19 protein-coding genes and 1 tRNA gene are annotated in these 17,326 nt (G+C 65.1%); 13 read left to right on the plus strand and 7 right to left on the minus strand.

Features of this window, described 5'->3' with window-relative positions; translation table 11 throughout:
* Positions 1-190: 190 nt before the first annotated feature.
* Both cmk and aroA read right to left on the minus strand, forming a co-directional pair.
* Entirely contained in the window at positions 191-829 is a 639-nt protein-coding gene (gene cmk, locus QW881_RS11550) for a (d)CMP kinase (protein WP_315758158.1), read from the minus strand.
* Positions 826-2,163, minus strand: a complete 1,338-nt coding sequence (gene aroA / locus QW881_RS11555; protein WP_315758159.1) for a 3-phosphoshikimate 1-carboxyvinyltransferase — start codon at positions 2,161-2,163, stop codon at positions 826-828. Before aroA ends, cmk begins: the two co-directional genes overlap by 4 nt.
* Positions 2,164-2,314: 151 nt before the next feature.
* Here aroA and QW881_RS11560 point away from each other — a divergent pair, with 151 nt between their 5' ends.
* The 3 genes from QW881_RS11560 (at position 2,315) to QW881_RS32585 (ending at position 3,403) form a co-directional block, all read left to right on the plus strand.
* On the plus strand, positions 2,315-2,719 hold the full coding sequence (locus QW881_RS11560; protein WP_315741238.1) for a TIGR02300 family protein: 405 nt from the start codon (positions 2,315-2,317) through the stop codon (positions 2,717-2,719).
* Positions 2,720-2,800: 81 nt separating this feature from the next.
* Positions 2,801-2,876: transfer RNA gene (locus QW881_RS11565), tRNA-Ala, on the plus strand.
* The gene (locus QW881_RS32585) at positions 2,837-3,403 is read left to right on the plus strand and encodes a GIY-YIG nuclease family protein (protein ID WP_409999026.1); all 567 of its coding nucleotides are present in this window, start codon (positions 2,837-2,839) and stop codon (positions 3,401-3,403) included. The genes QW881_RS11565 and QW881_RS32585 overlap by 40 nt, the downstream gene beginning before the upstream one ends.
* Here the strand turns inward: QW881_RS32585 and QW881_RS11570 are convergent.
* A complete protein-coding gene (locus QW881_RS11570) occupies positions 3,381-3,842 on the minus strand; it encodes a MarR family transcriptional regulator (protein ID WP_315758160.1) in 462 nt (153 codons plus the stop codon). The genes QW881_RS32585 and QW881_RS11570 overlap by 23 nt on opposite strands.
* A gap of 170 nt (positions 3,843-4,012) precedes the next feature.
* Between QW881_RS11570 and QW881_RS11575 the strand changes: the two genes are divergently transcribed.
* From QW881_RS11575 to QW881_RS32590, 10 genes are all read left to right on the plus strand, one after another.
* Positions 4,013-4,438: an organic hydroperoxide resistance protein gene (locus QW881_RS11575; RefSeq protein ID WP_315741241.1), complete on the plus strand. Its 426-nt coding sequence runs from the start codon at positions 4,013-4,015 to the stop codon at positions 4,436-4,438.
* 151 nt (positions 4,439-4,589) lie between these two features.
* Positions 4,590-5,792, plus strand: a complete 1,203-nt coding sequence (locus tag QW881_RS11580; RefSeq protein ID WP_316158657.1) for a CaiB/BaiF CoA-transferase family protein — start codon at positions 4,590-4,592, stop codon at positions 5,790-5,792.
* Positions 5,793-6,002: 210 nt separating this feature from the next.
* Positions 6,003-7,322, plus strand: coding sequence for a sn-glycerol-3-phosphate ABC transporter substrate-binding protein UgpB (ugpB, locus tag QW881_RS11585; protein WP_315758162.1), 1,320 nt, complete (start codon positions 6,003-6,005; stop codon positions 7,320-7,322).
* A gap of 49 nt (positions 7,323-7,371) precedes the next feature.
* Positions 7,372-8,253 carry a sn-glycerol-3-phosphate ABC transporter permease UgpA gene (ugpA, locus tag QW881_RS11590; RefSeq protein WP_315741244.1) on the plus strand — a complete coding sequence of 294 codons (882 nt, stop codon included), beginning with the start codon at positions 7,372-7,374 and terminating at the stop codon, positions 8,251-8,253.
* Positions 8,253-9,101, plus strand: a complete 849-nt coding sequence (ugpE, locus tag QW881_RS11595) for a sn-glycerol-3-phosphate ABC transporter permease UgpE (RefSeq protein WP_315758163.1) — start codon at positions 8,253-8,255, stop codon at positions 9,099-9,101. Before ugpA ends, ugpE begins: the two co-directional genes overlap by 1 nt.
* Positions 9,102-9,211: 110 nt before the next feature.
* Positions 9,212-10,291 (plus strand): sn-glycerol-3-phosphate import ATP-binding protein UgpC, encoded by a 1,080-nt coding sequence (locus QW881_RS11600; protein ID WP_315758164.1) that lies wholly within the window; start codon positions 9,212-9,214, stop codon positions 10,289-10,291.
* Between the two features lie 134 nt (positions 10,292-10,425).
* Entirely contained in the window at positions 10,426-10,851 is a 426-nt protein-coding gene (locus tag QW881_RS11605) for an Hsp20 family protein (protein WP_006613108.1), read from the plus strand.
* Positions 10,852-10,909: 58 nt separating this feature from the next.
* Positions 10,910-11,173 (plus strand): DUF1150 family protein, encoded by a 264-nt coding sequence (locus tag QW881_RS11610; RefSeq protein ID WP_009026315.1) that lies wholly within the window; start codon positions 10,910-10,912, stop codon positions 11,171-11,173.
* Between the two features lie 173 nt (positions 11,174-11,346).
* On the plus strand, positions 11,347-11,832 hold the full coding sequence (locus tag QW881_RS11615) for a GNAT family N-acetyltransferase (RefSeq protein WP_409999024.1): 486 nt from the start codon (positions 11,347-11,349) through the stop codon (positions 11,830-11,832).
* A 186-nt stretch (positions 11,833-12,018) separates the two neighbouring features.
* Positions 12,019-13,017 (plus strand): sulfotransferase domain-containing protein, encoded by a 999-nt coding sequence (locus QW881_RS32590; RefSeq protein ID WP_315813588.1) that lies wholly within the window; start codon positions 12,019-12,021, stop codon positions 13,015-13,017.
* Here QW881_RS32590 and ptsN read toward each other — a convergent pair.
* From ptsN to lptB, 4 genes are all read right to left on the minus strand, one after another.
* Positions 12,978-13,439, minus strand: coding sequence for a PTS IIA-like nitrogen regulatory protein PtsN (gene ptsN / locus QW881_RS11625; RefSeq protein WP_315716874.1), 462 nt, complete (start codon positions 13,437-13,439; stop codon positions 12,978-12,980). The two genes, QW881_RS32590 and ptsN, sit on opposite strands and share 40 nt — an antisense overlap.
* 328 nt (positions 13,440-13,767) lie before the next feature.
* Positions 13,768-14,370, minus strand: a complete 603-nt coding sequence (gene hpf / locus QW881_RS11630) for a ribosome hibernation-promoting factor, HPF/YfiA family (protein ID WP_315741249.1) — start codon at positions 14,368-14,370, stop codon at positions 13,768-13,770.
* A 72-nt stretch (positions 14,371-14,442) separates the two neighbouring features.
* Entirely contained in the window at positions 14,443-16,080 is a 1,638-nt protein-coding gene (rpoN, locus tag QW881_RS11635; protein ID WP_315758168.1) for an RNA polymerase factor sigma-54, read from the minus strand.
* A 212-nt stretch (positions 16,081-16,292) separates the two neighbouring features.
* Entirely contained in the window at positions 16,293-17,306 is a 1,014-nt protein-coding gene (gene lptB / locus QW881_RS11640) for an LPS export ABC transporter ATP-binding protein (protein WP_315758169.1), read from the minus strand.
* Positions 17,307-17,326 lie beyond the last annotated feature (20 nt).

The following is a 17,326-nucleotide window of genomic DNA, read 5'->3' on the forward strand; positions in this document are numbered from 1 at the left end:
AGTGCCTGGAGGTCCACAAATCCCCAGACGTCCGCGCGATGCGCGATAAGCGCAAACGACGCGGGCCGGCAGTGCCTGCACATGCGATACGTATGAAGTGCGTCCGGATGATCGGACTCGATTGAACCGCAATCGAGCTATCGACGGTCAAGGGCGGGAGCGGGCATTCCTCCAATGACGCCGGCGGAAATCAAACCCGCTGACGGCCCGCTCGAACGGCCTCGACGATATCGATGGCGGCCCGGACGCCGCCTTCTATATCCAAATGGGAGTTGTCAAGCAAGACAGCATCCGGGGCTTGTTTCAAAGGCGCAACGGCCCGGTTCTGGTCACGCTCGTCGCGCGCCAGGATGTCGGCCAGAATGGCCGCCTCGTCGGCCGGTTCCCCACGCGAAAGCGCCTCGAGGGTGCGACGATGCGCCCGGATGCGGGGATCGGCGACGACGTAGATCTTCACCTCGGCGTCCGGGCAGATCACGGTTCCGATGTCGCGGCCGTCGAGCACGGCGCCGGGCGGCTGGCTCGCGAACTGACGCTGGAAAGCCACCAGCGCCTCGCGCACTTTCGGCAACGCCGAGACCACGGAGGCCGCGGACCCGACCTCGTGCGACCTGAGCGCCGGGTTGTCGAAGGTCGAGGGATCCAGGGTCATGGCGACGTCCGCCGCCCGGGTCTCATCCTTGAGGTCGGTGCCGGCGGTCAGTAGCGCATGCGCGACGGCCCGGTAAATCACGCCCGTATCCAGGTGCCTGAGGCCGTAATGCGCCGCGAGACGCTTGGCCATGGTGCCCTTGCCCGAGGCAGCCGGGCCGTCGATGGCGATGATCATGCGAAATCCGCGCCCGCCTTGCACATCAGCGGAATGAAATCGGGGAAGCTGGTGGCGATGAAGGCGGTGTCGTCGACGGTGACCGGCTTGTCGGAGGCCAGCCCCATGACCAGCGCGGACATCGCGATGCGGTGGTCCATGTGGGTCGCAACCAGCCCGCCGCCCGGCACATGGCCCCTGCCCTGGACGATCAGATCGTCGCCGGTGATCTCGACCTTGACGCCGTTGACACGCAGCATGGCCGCGGTGGCCTCCAGCCGGTCGGATTCCTTGACGCGCAGCTCGTGCAGACCGCGCATGACCGTGGTTCCCTCGGCGTAGGCGGCGGCGACCGCCAGCACGAGATATTCGTCGATCATCGACGGCGCCCGCTCCGGCGGCACCACGACGCCGCGCAGCTTGGAGGCGCGCACGCGCAGGCGCGCCATCGGCTCGCCGGCATCGCCGCGGACGTCGTCCTCCTCGATCGAGGCCCCCATCTCGCGCAAGGTCGTGAACAGGCCGGTCCGCAGCGGATTGGTCATCACGTCCGACAGCACCAGATCCGAGCCGTCGACGATCAGCGCAGCGACCAGCGGGAACGCAGCCGACGACGGATCAGCCGGCACGATTACCGGCGCGCCTGTTAGCTCCGGCTGGCCAGTCAGCGCGATGCGGCGGCCGTGGGTGCCTTCCGGCGTGGTCACGATCTCGGCACCGAAATGCTTCAGCATCAGCTCGGTATGGTCGCGGCTCGCCTCCTGCTCGATCACCGTGGTGACGCCGGGCGCGGCGAGGCCGGCCAGCAGCACGGCCGACTTGATCTGGGCCGAGGCGACGGGGGTGCGGTATTCGATCGGGACCGGGTTGCTGGCCCCCTGCAGGGTCAACGGCAGCTTGCCGCCCTCGGCGATGGCGGTGACCTTGGCGCCCATCAGCACCAGCGGGTCGAGGATGCGCCGCATCGGGCGGCTGCGCAGCGAGGCATCACCGTCGAAAACGGCCGAGATCGGGCAGCCGGCGACGGCGCCCATCACCAGCCGGCAGCCGGTGCCGGAGTTGCCGAAATCGAGCGGCGCGCTCGGCTGGGCGAAGCCGCCGACCCCCACGCCACGGACGGTCCACGCGAAGTCGCCGGTGCGTCTAACCTTCGCACCCAGGGCCCGCATCGATTGGGCGGTGTTGAGGACGTCTTCGCCCTCGAGCAGGCCGGAAATTCGGGTCTCGCCGACCGACAACGCCCCCAAGATCAGCGCCCGGTGCGAGATCGACTTGTCGCCGGGCACGCGAATCGTGCCCGAGAGGGGCCCGGAGGCCCGTGATTCCAGGGGAGTCGGGGCGATTGACGTGCTCACGGCAGGATCCTCGTGTTTCGGACGCGGCAGGTATCACAGCCCCCGCCCTCCGTCACGAGCGGTGATTTTCCCGTTGACAGCGCTATTGACAGCGGCGCGGCAACTAGCCAAGTGAGACACCGCTTTTCAGACATTGCCAGGACGCCTGCACGTGGCCAAATCCGAGCTCGGAACCAAACGCATTTGCCCGACCACGGGCAAAAAGTTCTATGACCTCAACAAGAACCCGGTGATTTCGCCCTACACCGGCGAGGTCGTGCCGATCGCGCCCGTGGCTCCGACCCGCGCGATGCGCGGCGAGGCTGCGCGTGCCGCTGCGGCGGCCGACGTGGTCGAGCCCGCCGAGGCCGAGGAGTTGGTGTCGCTCGAGGAGGCCGATGCCGAGGAGAACACCGGCAAGGTCAAGGCCGTCGTGCCTGAGACCGAGGACGACATCGAGATCGACGAGACCCTCGACGACGACGAGGATGATGATTCCACCTTCATCGCCGACGAGGAAGAAGGCGACGAGGACGTGACCGACATCATCGGCGATGTCGGCGGCGACGAAGAATAATCGTCGAAGACACTTGAGATCAGCCGCGAACTGTGGTTCACGGTGCTCCCCGGCGGTCACCCAGACCGCCGGTTCGGTTCAGGGGCCATAGCTCAGCTGGGAGAGCGCTTGCATGGCATGCAAGAGGTCGGCGGTTCGATCCCGCCTGGCTCCACCACGCTTCGCCCTTCGGGCTACGCGTGGCGCAGCCACGACGGAGCCCGAAGGGCGAAGCGTGGTGCCCGGCGAAGCCCCTTGGCGAAGCCGGGCTTTGAGAGGCCCCTCATCTTATCCAGCTGGTGTTTTCTCGAGTCACGCCTGCCTACGGTTTACGACTTGATTTCGTACGCAGGCAGCCGGGATGACAAACTCCCTTCCCGATTGCAGAATGCTGCCCGCAGTCCTTCGCGGCGAGTGCCTTCGCATGTGATACGTCTACATCATCCGCAGCCTCGCTTCCCCGAGCAGGAATATGTCGGCGCGACAGCGGACATCAGACAGCGCCTGAAGGATCACAACGCTGGCGGCTCAGTTCACACATCCAAGTTTATGCCGTGGATGCTGGTCTGGTATTGCGCCTTTCCGGACAAGCATCGCGCGTTGGCGTTCGAGACCTACCTGAAATCGCATTCTGGGCGGGCATTCTCAAAGAAGCGCCTGCCCGGTCCAGTCTGGCCGCTCCTCACCCCTCCACAACCGCATTGAGATGCTCCCGCAGGCGCACCAGCTTGCCGTGCAGGTCGGCCAGCTCAGCGATCGAGCAGCCCGTCGCATCCAGGATCGCGGGCGGCACGATCGACCTTGCCTTGTCGCGTAGTCCCGCGCCCTGGGCGGTGAGGGTGACGATCACCTGACGCTCGTCCTCGGCCGATCGTGTCCGCCTGATGAAATGCAGCGCCTCCATCCGCTTCAGCAGCGGCGTCAGCGTGCCGGAATCCAGGAATAGCCGCTCGCCGATCTCCTTCACCGACAGGCCGTCGCGCTCCCACAGCACCAGCATCACCAGATATTGCGGATAGGTGAGGCCGAGACGGTCGAGCAAAGGCTTGTAGACCCGGTTGAAGGCATGGGCGGTCGAATAGACGGCGAAGCAGAGCTGGTTGCCGAGCTGGAGCGGCAGGTCTGCCGCGGACTTCTTTCGCATCGAGGTCACCACAGGTCGATCCTATCGGCATCTTGAGCCCGCACGCCTCGGGTCGACAACGGGCCCGGCGCCCCGATCACGAATTTTCTACCGAACAATTATATTGTACACAATCTAATTGTGTGCAATATGGTCCCACTGAATTCGTCCATCCAACCGGGAGACACCCCATGTCCGTGAACGTGCTCTACAAGACCAGCGCCAAGGCGACCGGCGGCCGCGACGGCGAAGCCGCGACCCTCGACGGCTCGCTCAAGGTCAAGCTCTCCACCCCGAAGGAGCTCGGCGGCGGCGGCGGCGCCGGCAACAATCCGGAGCAGTTGTTCGCGGCCGGCTATGCGGCCTGCTTCATCGGCGCGATGAAGTTTGTCGGCTCGCAGGGCGGCCCGAAGGTTCCCGCCGACACGTCGGTGACCTCGACCGTCGGCATCGGCCCGCGTTCAGAAGGCGGCTTCGGCATCACCGTCGAGCTCGCGGTGTCGCTGCCCGGCCTCGCCAAGGCCGACGCCGAGGCTCTGGTCGCCAAGGCGCACGAGGTGTGCCCCTATTCCAACGCCACGCGCGGAAATGTCGACGTCAAGCTGACCGTCGTCTGAGGCTGAATTCCGCCCTGCGGCAGCGTTTTCCCGCGCCCGCCGCAGGGCAGGCCTCGCGTTTTCGCGACGGCGCCATTCGGCGAGCCGCGTTTGCACCAGCGCCGCAGCAATGCTTAATGGCCGCGAGCTGAAACCAACCTCGCGACATCCGATGACACCCCAATTTGCTCCCGGCGCCATGGCCGGACTGCGCGTGATCGATCTGACGCGCGTGCTCGGCGGGCCCTACTGCACACAGATCCTGGCCGATCACGGCGCCGACGTGATCAAGGTCGAACCGCCGGCCGGCGACGAGGTCCGCGACTGGGGCCCTCCCTTCCACGACGAGGACGCCGCCTATTTCGTCGGGATCAACCGCAACAAGCGTTCGATCGGCCTCGATCTCGCTTCCGAGGGTGGCCGCGTCGTGCTGATGCGGATGCTCGAGACCGCCGACGTGCTGATCGAGAACTTCAAGCCCGGCACCTTGGAGAAGTGGGGCATCGGCAGCGACACGCTGCGCGGGAAATTCCCGAAGCTGGTGCACTGCCGCATCTGCGGCTTCGGCGCCGACGGTCCGCGCGGCGGCAATCCCGGCTATGACGCGATCATCCAGGCGATGACCGGCATGATCGCCGCGACCGGCTCCTCGCAGAGCGGACCGATGCGGATCGGCGTGCCGCTGGTCGACATCACCACCGGACTCTATGCCGCGATCGGCATCCTGATGGCGCTGTCGGAGCGGCAGCGCTCTGGGCTCGGCCAGTTCCTCGAGGTCACGCTGTATGAGACCGGCCTCGCGATCATGCATCCGCATACCGCAAACTACTTCATGCACGGCAAGCCGCCGTCGCTGACCGGCAACGAGCATCCGAACCTCGTTCCCTACGCGATCTTCCCGACCAAGACGGACGATATCTTCATCGGCGTCGGCAATGACGGCACCTTCCGCAAGCTCGCCAAGGAAATCGGCCGGCCGGAGCTCGGCACCGATCCGCGCTTCGCCCGCAACAAGGATCGCGTCGCCAATCGCGAGGCGCTGCGCGGCGAACTCGCCGCCGTCTTCAGCCAATTCGAGGCGGAGCCGCTGTGCGACCGGCTGCTCGCGGCCGGCCTGCCGGCGGGACCCGTGCAGAAGATCGACCAGGCGCTGACCAATCCGCACACGATCTACCGCGGCGATGTCATCGAAAAGGACTGGTACAAGGGCGTCGCGTCGCCGATCCGGCTCGAACGCACCAAGCCGACCCTGCGCTCCACCCCGCCGAAGTTCAGCCAGCATGCGCAGGAGGTGCTCAGCGAGTTCGGCTACTCGGAGCACGAGATCCAGGCCCTGCTGTCCCAGGGCACGGTGTGCGCCGAGCGCAAGCGCTGAAGCGCCATCAGCCTGTCGTCTCCCCACGCTAGCGTCGCCTGGGGCATCGCCCCGGCGCCGCGCCGTCTCGCGCAAGTCGCGGCATTCCGCCGCGAAGCCGCGACGAACGCGCTTTCCGCTGACGATCCAACCGGTTATACATTCACAAAACTGTCATCTCGCGCTGCTACGGCCGCGACGCCGATGACGTTCCATGGGAGGTATTTTTTAATGTCACTTCGACAATTCTGGACCGCCGCCGCCGCGGCAGCCACGCTGGTCCTTGGCGCCGCCGCACCTGCACATGCGGTGACGGAGATTCAGTGGTGGCACGCGATGACCGGCGCCAACAACGACGTCATCGTCAAGCTCGCCAACGATTTCAACACCTCGCAGACCGACTACAAGGTCGTTCCGACCTACAAGGGCAACTACGCCGATACGATGAATGCCGGCATTGCCGCCTTCCGCGCCGGCAATGCGCCGCATATCATGCAGGTGTTCGAGGTCGGCACCGCCACGATGATGGCCGCCACCGGCGCCGTGAAGCCGGTCTACAAGCTGATGCAGGACGCCAGCGAGAAGTTCGATCCCAAGAGCTACCTGCCGGCCATCACCGGCTACTATTCGACCTCGAAGGGCGAGATGCTGTCGTTCCCCTTCAACTCGTCCTCCACGGTCATGTGGGTCAATCTCGACGAGCTGAAGAAGGTCAACGCCGAGATCCCGAAGACCTGGCCCGAGCTGTTCGAGACCGCCAAGAAGCTGAAGGCGGCCGGCCATCCGACCTGCGGCTTCTCCGGCTCGTGGGTCACCTGGGTCAATCTCGAGCAGCTCTCCGCCTGGCACAACGTGCCGCTCGCCAGCAAGGCGAACGGTCTCGACGGCTTCGACACCGTGCTGGAGTTCAACGGTCCGCTGCAGGTGAAGCATCTCGAAAACCTGGTCGAGCTGCAGAAGGACAAGACCTACGACTATGCCGGCCGCACCAACACCGGCGAGGGCCGCTTCACCTCGGGCGAATGCCCGATCTACCTGACCTCGTCGGCGTTCTTCGGCAACGTCAAGGCGCAGGCCAAGTTCGCCTTCACCGCTGCGCCGATGCCCTATTATCCCGACGCCAAGGGCGCACCGCAGAACTCGATCATCGGCGGCGCCTCGCTCTGGGTGATGGGCGGCAAGAGCGCGGACGAATACAAGGGCGTGGCGAAGTTCCTGACCTTCCTCTCGGACACCGATCGTCAGGTCTATATCCACAAGGCCTCGGGCTATCTGCCGATCACCAAGGCGGCCTACGCGAAGGCCAAGGCCGAGGGCTTCTACAAGGATCAGCCCTACCTGGAGACGCCGCTGCTCGAATTGACCAACAAGGAGCCGACGGAGAATTCCCGCGGCCTGCGTCTTGGCAACATGGTGCAACTGCGTGACGTCTGGTCGGAGGAGATCGAGCAGGCTCTGGCCGGCAAGAAGACCGCCAAGCAGGCGCTGGACGCCGCGGTCGAGCGCGGCAACCAAATGCTGCGCCAGTTCGAAAAGACGGCCGTGAAGTGAGGCCAAGAGCCGGCAGGCCACCCGGGGCCTGCCGGCTCGCCGACCGACCATGCAGAAGAACGCCATCTTCCAATCAAAACTGCTGCCGTTCGTGCTGGTCGCTCCCCAGCTCGCGATCGTGCTGATTTTCTTCTATTGGCCCGCGATCCAGGCCGTTATCCAGTCGTTCCTGCTGCAGGACGCGTTCGGCCTGTCCACGAGCTTCGTCTGGTTCGAGAACTACGCCGACCTGCTCAGTCAGCCGGACTATTTTCAAGCCATTCTCCGCACATTCGGCTTCTCCTTCGCCATCGCGCTCTCGTCGCTCTCGGTCGCGCTGCTGCTCGCGGTCATGGCGGACAAGCCGCTGCGCGGCGTCACGCTGTACCGGACGCTGCTGATCTGGCCCTATGCCGTCGCGCCGCCGGTGGTGGGCGTGCTCTGGATCTTCATGCTGCATCCGTCGCTCGGCGTGATCTCGCGCTATCTGCGCGCGATGGGCATCGACTGGAATCCGCTGCTCGACGGCGACCAGGCGGCGCTGCAGATCATCCTCGCGGCCGCCTGGAAGCAGATCTCCTACAACTTCCTGTTTTTCCTCGCCGGGCTGCAGAGCATCCCCCGCAGCGTGCTCGAGGCCGCCGCGATCGACGGCGCGCGGCCGATGCGGCGGTTCTGGACCGTGACCTTCCCGCTGCTGTCGCCGACCATCTTTTTCCTGCTGGTCATCAACATCGTCTACGCCTTCTTCGAGACGTTCGGCATCATCGACACGATGACCCGTGGCGGCCCGGGCAAGTCCACCGAGACGCTGGTCTACAAGGTCTACACGGACGGCCTGCTCGGCGGCAATCTCGGCTCGTCGGCCGCACAGTCCGTCGTTCTGATGGTCATCGTCATCGTGCTGACGGCGATCCAGTTCCGCTTCGTCGAGCGCAAGGTGACCTACTGATGGTCGAGCAAGAAGGCATTCGACGCTACGTCGCGCACGCCATCCTGTGGATCGGAATCGCGATCGTGGCGTTCCCGGTGTATCTCGCGTTCGTCGCCTCGACGCAGGACAATGCGGTCATCGCCAACGGGCAGATGTCGCTGCTGCCGGGCGGGCACTTCCTGTCGACCTACTATCAGACCATCTTCGTCGGCACGAGCGGCTCGACCCGCGAGCCGGTGGCGACCATGCTGCTGAACTCGCTGGTCATGGCGCTGCTGATCGCCGTCGGCAAGATCGCGATCTCGATCATCTCGGCCTATGCGGTCGTCTACTTCCGCTTCCCGTTCCGCATGCCGATCTTCTGGCTCATCTTCATCACCCTCATGCTGCCGGTCGAGGTGCGCATCTATCCGACCTACAAGATCGTCGCCGACCTGCACATGCTCGACAGCTATGCGGGGCTGGCGCTGCCCCTGATCGCCTCGGCCACCGCCACGCTGCTGTTCCGCCAGTTCTTCATGACCGTGCCGGACGAGCTGCTGGAGGCGTCCCGCATCGACGGCGCCGGGCCGCTCCGCTTCTTCTGGGACACCCTGCTGCCGCTGTCGCGCACCAACATGGCGGCGCTGTTCGTGATCCTGTTCATCCTCGGCTGGAATCAATATCTCTGGCCGCTGCTGATCACCACGCGCGACGACATGCAGACCATCCAGATCGGCATCCGCAAGATGATCACGACGACCGACGCGCTGACGGAGTGGCCGGTCGTCATGGCGACCGCCGTGCTCGCGATGCTGCCGCCGGTGTTCGTCGTCGTCGTCATGCAGCGCCTGTTCGTCAAGGGGCTGGTGGAGACGGAAAAGTGACGAGGGGGCGAATAGCGAATGGCGAGTGGCGAACAGGGATGTTCGCGCAACGGCTCGCTTCGTCCCCTTCCCTGTTCGCCACTCCCCATTCGCTATTCGCTAGGTAACCCATGGCCAACGTCACACTCCGCAACGTCCGCAAGGTCTATCCCGGCGGCTTCGAAGCCATCAAAGGCGTCGATGTCGATGTCGGCGATGGTCAGTTCTGCGTGCTGGTCGGGCCGTCGGGCTGCGGCAAATCCACCCTGCTGCGGATGGTCGCGGGGCTCGAGACGATCACGTCGGGCGAGATCGACATCGGCGGCCGCATCGTCAATGCCATCGAGCCTGCCGATCGCGACATCGCGATGGTGTTCCAGAACTATGCGCTCTATCCGCACATGACCGTCTATAACAACATGGCCTACGGCCTGCGCAATCGCGGCATGGCGGAGAAGGAGATCAGGACGCGCGTCGAGGACGCCGCGCGCATTCTCGAGCTCGGCTCCATGCTCGAGCGGAAGCCGCGGCAGCTGTCCGGGGGCCAGCGTCAGCGCGTGGCGATGGGCCGCGCCATCGTGCGCCAACCCAAGGTGTTCCTGTTCGACGAGCCGCTGTCCAACCTCGACGCCAAGCTGCGCATCGCGATGCGGGTCGAGATCCGCAAATTGCAGCGCCGGCTCAACACCACCGCGATCTACGTCACCCACGACCAGCTCGAGGCCATGACGCTCGCCGACATCCTGGTGGTGATGAACGGCGGCAAGGTCGAGCAGATCGGCAATCCGCTCGACATCTATCAGAAGCCCGCGACCACCTTCGTCGCGTCCTTCATCGGCGCACCGCCGATGAACCTGATGCCGACCGATGGCGTGCGCGCCCAGTTGCATGGCGCCGACGCGGTTCCCGCAGAGGCGGGCCAGCTCGGCATCCGGCCTGAGGATTTCCAGCTCGGCGACACCGTTCCGGCGGGCGGGGTCGGGCTCGACCTCCGCGTCGAGGCGATCGAGCATGTCGGCGCCGAGACCTATGTCTATGGCGCGCGCCAGGATATGGGCAGCGATGACCGGCTCACCGCGACCGCCAACGACATCATCGTGCGGCTGCCGGGCACCGCCGCGCCGGAGATCGGCGCGCGGATTCGCGCCGTGGCGCCGCGGGCCAAGCTGCATCTGTTCTCGGCCGACGGCCGGCAGCGGCTGTCCGTTTAAACCCTTCCACAGGCTGGCCGTTCCGGCGCATTCGGGGTGCTTGAACGCACCCCGGATCGTGCCCATATTGCTGCTCAAGGGGTGCCGTCAGGGCCCTGATACATCAAAGTCGCTTCGAGAGGACTTTGTAAACCATGTCTCGTGTTCCTTCGCTCTCCAGTCCGTTCCTGCTGGGCTTCGACGAGATCGAGCGCGTGCTCGACCGCGTCGTCAAAGGTGCCGACGGTTATCCGCCCTACAATATCGAGCGGTTCGAGCGCACCAATGGCCAGCCCGAGCGTCTGCGGATCACGCTGGCGGTGGCGGGTTTTACCCGCGACCAACTCGATGTCACCATTGAGGAAAACCAGCTCGTCATCCGCGGCCGGCAGCAGGACGACAAGACCAGGCAATACATTCATCGCGGCATCGCCGCGCGCCACTTCCAGCGCACCTTCGTGCTGGCGGAGGGAATGCATGTGCTCGGTGCGGACCTGAAGAACGGGTTGTTGTCGGTCGATCTGGCCAGGCCCGAGCCTGAGCGGATCGTTAAGACAATCGCTATCAATGAACACGAATAATGGTTTGATGGAACGAGTAGCGGACTCGACCGCTTGAGTCTCAGAAGGAGTCGAGACCATGACTGAAGGTAATGTCGCGTCGGAATCCCCCGTCTCCCTGGAGTCACTGGCGACCCTGGGCGAGGGCCACATCGCTTATGTGAAGCAGATCCGCTCCGAAGATGTACCGGGACTGTTTCCGCAGGCGCCGCACATCGCGCCGGGACTGAAGCTGTTCGCCTTGCATGCCGCCGACGGCACGCCGATCATGCTTACCGACAGCCGCGAAGCAGCGATTGCGAATGCGTGGAGCCACGAACTCCAGGCCGTGAGCGTCCACTGACGCAAAGGCCGAGCCGCAGCGCTTGCAGCGACCGCTTCTCGTGAGACGAGATGCTCGTGAGGAGCATGCGGTTCACGGACCGACACGAGGGCGGTCCCCGGAAACGGGGACGGCCCTTTTTTCTGCTGGGCTGCTTGGAGCGATCGCCGCGCATGACGTTGCTGACAACACCCATGAGCGCGGCCGGTTTGCGCGCAGATCCTGCGCTCGCGGGCGCACTGCTCGCGCTCAACAACGCGCATGCCTCCGAGCTGTCGTGGCTCACGCCCGAAACGCTCATGCAGCTGCTCGATCAGGCATGGCGGGCTTGGCGGATTGGCGGGGCCGATGCGCTGATGATCGCGCTGGACCACGCCGCCGTCTACGATAATCCCAATCACCGCTGGTTTCGCGCGCGCTACGATCGGTTCATCTATGTCGACCGCATCGTGGTGGCGCCGGCCGCTCGCGGCCGGGGCCTGGCGCGGCAGCTCTATGAGGAGCTGATTCGGGAGGCGACCGCGGCGGACCACGACCGCATCGTCTGCGAGGTCAATCTGGATCCGCCCAATCCGCAGTCGGACGCGTTCCATGCTGCGCTCGGCTTCGCGCCGCTGGCGGCGGCCAGCATCCATGGCGGCGCCAAGACGGTGCGCTACATGGCGAGATCATTGCGATAGCCGGGCAAGGACGAAGCGGCTGCCGAAGTGCTTTTGAGAAATTTGTTTCCGTCGATGTCCGGAACGGTCGATTTGACAACCAGATACAATCCGACCCGGTTTAAGGCGAAGGTGTCCAATCCTTAAGTTGTCCCTGTTGCGGCACGCGCTAGTCCGCTGTGTGACGAGCATGTGTAGGGATGGCAAATGCATGGATCACGGCTTGATGCAGGCGTCTTTCGAGAACTTGCACTCGGGACCCTACCCAACCGGCACGTCTTTCTTGACAGTCCTCCGCCGGGGCCGAGCCCTTACTACGTCATCTGCAACAGCGTGCCGAAAGCGGGGACGTACCTGCTGGTCGAACTCGTCAGAGCGCTGGGCGGTCATGTCGATGTCGGCTATCACACCTACACGTCATCGATCAGCAAGCTGAATCCCGACGGTTCGCTCGACTACGGACGCGCGCTTCCGGCCCCGCTCTGGGCGTCGGCCCTGCGCTCCGGCTACTCCTGCGCCTCGCACACCGAGTATTGTCCCTATCTCGAGCAATATCTCCTGGGCAGACCGGAACACAAGATGCTGTTCATCGTCCGCGACCCCCGCGACATCGTCGTGAGCTGGGTCGACTTCGTCTACCACTCGGCGGCCTACCCGAAGATGCGGAAGTGGAACGCCTATCTGCGGTCGGCCGGATCGGCCGCTCACCCCGATGACGCCTCCCGAATCACATCGACCCTCCTCTCTTTGCCCCGATCGGGCATCAAGAAGTTCATGAGCTGGCTGGACTCGCCAGCCTGCCTGACCGTGAAGTTCGAAGAGCTCTATTCAGAGCTCGCGATCGACGATGTGGCGCGGTCGTCGTTTCCTGTCCTTAACCGCATCTGCGACTACCTGGGACTTCCGCGCAAGACGGCCGCGGAGCTCGATGTGCTCGGCCGCGGCCTGACGTCGTCGGGACGCGGCCGGAAGGTCGGCATCTACAAGGAGCGAATGATGCCGCATCATTTCGACCTGCTCCGCAGCGAGGCATTCCAGGAGCTCGTCGTCGAGTTCGGCTACGAGCCGACGCCATTGCACACGCCCGCGCGGACGAACGGGTTCGGGGCCGCGCGGAGGCTCGTCAGCAGGCTTTCTCGGTCGTTGCAGGGCGGCGCGATACGACGTCAGGCCGCGGAAGCGGGCGGCAGCGCCAGCACCGAATAGATCGCCTGGGCGTCGCGCGAGGCACGGAGCTTCTTGGCGACATCCTGGTCGCGGAGCAGGCGGGCGATCCGCGCCAGGGCCTTCAGATGGTCGGCACCGGCGCCTTCCGGCGCCAGCAGCAGGAACACGAGATCGACCGGCTGGCCGTCCATGGCTTCGAAATCGATCGGCCGCTCCAGCCGGGCGAACAGGCCGAACAGCTTCTCCAGCTTCGGCAGCTTGCCGTGGGGAATCGCGACGCCGTAGCCGACGGCCGTGGTTCCGAGCTTCTCCCGCTGCAGCAGGACTTCGAACACGTTGCGCTCGTTCTGCCCGGTCAGCGCAGCCGCGCGCGCTGCCAGCTCCTGCAGGGCCTGCTTCTTACTGATGACCTTCAAAGCCGGCACGATCGCCTCGGGTGCGACCAGATCGGTAATCGGCATAGGGCGTTCCGAGGTGATTGAACCGTCAGGGTGCGAAATAGGTCGGGACAGACCGGCGTCAAGAAGCTGAGGCGGCAGGCGGGCTTAACCCGTGTCCGATGGGTGGGGCTTCTACCCCAACGCAACGGCCGTGCCAACACCCGCAAGCGTGTTCCCGCAGCCTATCCTTAAAGATCGCCGGAGCGTGGCGGCCTGAAGGCGCCAGCGCCCCAACCGCTTGATCGCATCTATTCATTGCCGTGGCGTGACGTCGCAACCGGTCGGCCAACCGCCTGATCGGGAACCAGTTTTCGCGCCGCCGGAAGATCCCTGGAACGCATCCGCGGGACTACGGCTTCACCGCCGGCGGATCGACCCAGCCGATATTGCCGTCGGCGCGGCGGTAGATGATGTTCACGCGGCCGCTGGAGCCGTGCTGAAACACCATGCAGGGTGCCCCCGAAAGATCGAGCTCCATCACGGCTTCGGACACCGACAGGCGCTTCAACGCCGTGGTGTTCTCGGCGATGATCACCGGGCTGTAGCCGGTGATCTCCTCGTCGCCCTCGGCCGGCGCCTCGATCACGTAGCTCGGCGCATCCAGCACCGCGCCGTCGAGATTGGCGAGCGCCGCATTGGCGGCATGGGATTTGCGCCCCGAGCGGTCCTTCAGCCGGCTCTTGTAGCGGCGCAGGCGCTTCTCGATCATCAGGAGCGCCTGGTCGGCGCTGGCATAGGCGTCCGGCGCGTTCGATTCGGCCTCGAGCGTGATGCCCGAATCGAGGTGCAGCGCGCAATCGGTCTTGAACCCGAAACCGTCCTTGGAGAGCGTGACATGGCCGGAATAGTTGCCGTCGAAGTATTTTCGCAAGACCTCGTCGGTGCGCTCGCTGACGCGCCCACGCAGCGCTTCGCTGACGCTGATGCTCTTTCCGGAAATCCGCAGGGTCATGTGCCGCCTCGATTCATGTGAACCAAGTATGACACTAAGCCTATTTGGTGAAGGCGCAATCTTGCGCAGCGGTCAAACTGACGCGGTATCCCGGGTGCGGTCGGTGCTGGCAGGGGCCGAGAGGGCATGCGCCAGCATGCTCTGCTTGTCGCGGCGGCGCTGCACCGAGGACGGGATCCGCATCGCCTCCCGGTATTTCGCGACCGTGCGGCGGGCGATGTCGATGCCCGCGGCGCGCAGCTTCTCGACGATCGTATCATCGGAGAGAATTGCGGAGGGATCTTCCGCATCGATCAGTTGCTTGATGTGGTGACGTACGGCCTCTGCCGAATGCGCCTCGCCGCCATCGGCCGATGCGATCGAGGCGGTGAAGAAATATTTCAGCTCGAACGTGCCGCGATTGGTCGCCATGTATTTGTTGGCGGTAACGCGCGACACGGTCGATTCGTGCATCTGGATCGCATCCGCAACGGCCTTCAAGTTGAGCGGACGCAGATGCGCGACACCATGGGTGAAGAAGCCGTCCTGCTGGCGCACGATCTCGGTCGCCACTTTCAGGATCGTGCGGGCGCGCTGATCGAGCGCGCGCACCAGCCACGTCGCGTTCTGCAGGCAGTCGGTGAAGTAGGACTTGTCGCCGTCCTTGCGGATCGTCTTCGACAGCTCGGAGTAATAGACCTGGTTTACCAGGACGCGCGGCAGCGTGTCGCTGTTGAGCTCGACCAGCCAGCCGCCGTCGGGACCGGGACGGACGTAGACGTCGGGCACCATGGTCTGCGTGCGCGTGGTGCCGAACTTCAGCCCCGGCTTCGGATCGAGCCTGCGGATCTCGCCGATCATGTCGATGAGGTCCTCGTCGTCGACGGCGCACAGCTTGCGAAGGGCAACGAAGTCGCGCTTCGCCAGCAGATCGAGATGCTCGACCAGCGCCTGCATCGCCGGATCGTAGCGGTCGAGCTCGCGCAGCTGGATCGCGAGACATTCGCTCAAGTTGCGCGCGCAGATGCCAGGCGGATCGAAGGTCTGCAGCACGCCGAGCACGGCATCGACGTCGGCCTGCTCGGCGCCGAGGCGGTCGGCGGCCTGGCCGAGGTCGGCCGGCAGATAGCCGGCCTCGTCGACGAGATCGATCAGGTACTGGCCGATCATGCGGTCCGCCGGCGCGGTGAACGCCACCGCCGCCTGCTCGGCGAGATGATCCGACAGCGTGGTCTCGGCCGCGACAAAGGCTTCGAGATTGTAGTCCTCGTCACCGGAGGCGCCGCCGCCCCATTCGGTGTAAGTGGTCGGCGCTGCGTCCTGCGCGGTGCGCGCGGCGGCCTCAGCCGGCTCCTCGGAGAACACGTTGTCGAGCCCGGTGTCGAGCGTCTGTTCAATCTCCGTACGGGTGCCGAGATCGCGGCTCATCCAGTCTTCCTGGGCGCCCTCGAAGCTCTCGCCGCCGCCGCTCGCGCCCTCGCCGAAATCGTCGCCGTTGGCTTCGCTGCCTTCCGAGAACTCGGCGCGCTCGGACATCTGCTGCTCGCCGGCGACCGGCGCTTCCGGACCGTCGCTCGCGCGCTCCAGCAGCGGATTGCGCTCCAGCTCCTCTTCGACGAACGTGGAGAGGTCGAGATTGGACAGTTGCAGCAGCTTGATCGCCTGCATCAGCTGCGGCGTCATCACCAGCGACTGCGACTGGCGGAATTCTAATCTCTGCGTCAACGCCATGGGAGCAAGAACATTCCCTTACTGGTCCAATTCTTGCTTATCCTAATCCGCGCGCGATGTACACGGCTTGACGAATAAGAAAAACGGAGTATGGCGCGCGGAGAAGACGAGGTTACCGGTCCTCGCGAACCTGCTGGAAACAGCGTTGATCGTAGCGTTTCCGCCTGATGTCGCGCAGACGACAAAAGCCGACAAACACCGCGTCCGTAATCCTACAGCCGGAATTCCTCACCGAGATACAGCCGGCGCACATCGGGATCAGCGACGATCTCCTCAGGGCTGCCTTCGGTAAGAATCTGCCCGGCATAGACGATGTAGGCGCGGTCGGTGAGGCCGAGCGTCTCGCGGACGTTGTGGTCGGTGATGAGCACGCCGATGCCGCGGTTGGTGAGATGGCGCACCAGCTGCTGGATGTCGCCGACCGCGATCGGATCGATGCCGGCGAACGGCTCGTCGAGCAGCATGTAGTTCGGGCGCGTCGCCAGCGCGCGCGCGATCTCGACGCGGCGACGCTCGCCGCCGGACAGTGCGATCGACGGCGACTTGCGCAGCCGCGTGATGGTGAATTCTTCCAGCAGCGCGTCGAGCTCGCGCTCGCGCTTCTTGCGGGAGGGCTCGACCACTTCGAGCACGGCGCGGATGTTCTGCTCGACGGTGAGGCCGCGAAAGATCGAGGCCTCCTGCGGCAGGTAGCCGATGCCGAGCCGCGCGCGCTGATACATCGGCAGCCGCGTCACGTCATGCCCATCGAGCTCGATGGCGCCGCGATCGGCCTTGATCAGGCCGGTGATCATGTAGAAGACGGTGGTCTTGCCGGCGCCGTTCGGCCCGAGCAGGCCGACGGCCTCGCCGCGGCGGACATAGATCGACACTCCCCGCACGACCTGGCGGCTGCCAAAGCTCTTCTCGATCGAATGCACGGCGAGGAAGCCCGGCCGGCGCAGCAGTTGCGGACCGCCCCCCGCGCCATTGTTGCGCGGCTTGGCTGGCATCGGCTGCGAGGCCGGCCGCTTGCGCTGGATCTGCTCGGTGTTCTGCGGCGAGCGCGGATTGATGCGTGGCACCGCTTCGTCGCGCACGGAGTCGGCGAGCGCGGCGAGCGGATCATCGCTGTAGGAATTGCCGAACGGATCGTCCATGGCCGTGATGTCGTCGCGCCGGCGCGAGGAGCCTCGCTGGCCGCGCTTGGCGGGACGCCCACGAAACATGCCGAGTAGATCCACCATCCCCGCTTCGCTTACGCCCT

It is taken from the genome of Bradyrhizobium sp. SZCCHNS3016 (assembly GCF_032484535.1).
GTDB lineage: Bacteria > Pseudomonadota > Alphaproteobacteria > Rhizobiales > Xanthobacteraceae > Bradyrhizobium.

What these genes read in the sequence shown, in the direction of transcription:
- cmk (WP_315758158.1), bottom strand. Translation starts at nt 829, where the DNA reads ATGATCATCGCCATCGACGGCCCGGCTGCCTCGGGCAAGGGCACCATG.
- QW881_RS32585 (WP_409999026.1), top strand. Translation starts at nt 2,837, where the DNA reads ATGCAAGAGGTCGGCGGTTCGATCCCGCCTGGCTCCACCACGCTTCGC.
- QW881_RS11570 (WP_315758160.1), bottom strand. Translation starts at nt 3,842, where the DNA reads ATGCGAAAGAAGTCCGCGGCAGACCTGCCGCTCCAGCTCGGCAACCAG.
- QW881_RS11575 (WP_315741241.1), top strand. Translation starts at nt 4,013, where the DNA reads ATGTCCGTGAACGTGCTCTACAAGACCAGCGCCAAGGCGACCGGCGGC.
- QW881_RS11580 (WP_316158657.1), top strand. Translation starts at nt 4,590, where the DNA reads ATGACACCCCAATTTGCTCCCGGCGCCATGGCCGGACTGCGCGTGATC.
- ugpB (WP_315758162.1), top strand. Translation starts at nt 6,003, where the DNA reads ATGTCACTTCGACAATTCTGGACCGCCGCCGCCGCGGCAGCCACGCTG.
- ugpA (WP_315741244.1), top strand. Translation starts at nt 7,372, where the DNA reads ATGCAGAAGAACGCCATCTTCCAATCAAAACTGCTGCCGTTCGTGCTG.
- ugpE (WP_315758163.1), top strand. Translation starts at nt 8,253, where the DNA reads ATGGTCGAGCAAGAAGGCATTCGACGCTACGTCGCGCACGCCATCCTG.
- QW881_RS11600 (WP_315758164.1), top strand. Translation starts at nt 9,212, where the DNA reads ATGGCCAACGTCACACTCCGCAACGTCCGCAAGGTCTATCCCGGCGGC.
- QW881_RS11605 (WP_006613108.1), top strand. Translation starts at nt 10,426, where the DNA reads ATGTCTCGTGTTCCTTCGCTCTCCAGTCCGTTCCTGCTGGGCTTCGAC.
- QW881_RS11610 (WP_009026315.1), top strand. Translation starts at nt 10,910, where the DNA reads ATGACTGAAGGTAATGTCGCGTCGGAATCCCCCGTCTCCCTGGAGTCA.
- QW881_RS11615 (WP_409999024.1), top strand. Translation starts at nt 11,347, where the DNA reads ATGAGCGCGGCCGGTTTGCGCGCAGATCCTGCGCTCGCGGGCGCACTG.
- QW881_RS32590 (WP_315813588.1), top strand. Translation starts at nt 12,019, where the DNA reads ATGCATGGATCACGGCTTGATGCAGGCGTCTTTCGAGAACTTGCACTC.
- ptsN (WP_315716874.1), bottom strand. Translation starts at nt 13,439, where the DNA reads ATGCCGATTACCGATCTGGTCGCACCCGAGGCGATCGTGCCGGCTTTG.
- hpf (WP_315741249.1), bottom strand. Translation starts at nt 14,370, where the DNA reads ATGACCCTGCGGATTTCCGGAAAGAGCATCAGCGTCAGCGAAGCGCTG.
- rpoN (WP_315758168.1), bottom strand. Translation starts at nt 16,080, where the DNA reads ATGGCGTTGACGCAGAGATTAGAATTCCGCCAGTCGCAGTCGCTGGTG.
- lptB (WP_315758169.1), bottom strand. Translation starts at nt 17,306, where the DNA reads ATGGTGGATCTACTCGGCATGTTTCGTGGGCGTCCCGCCAAGCGCGGC.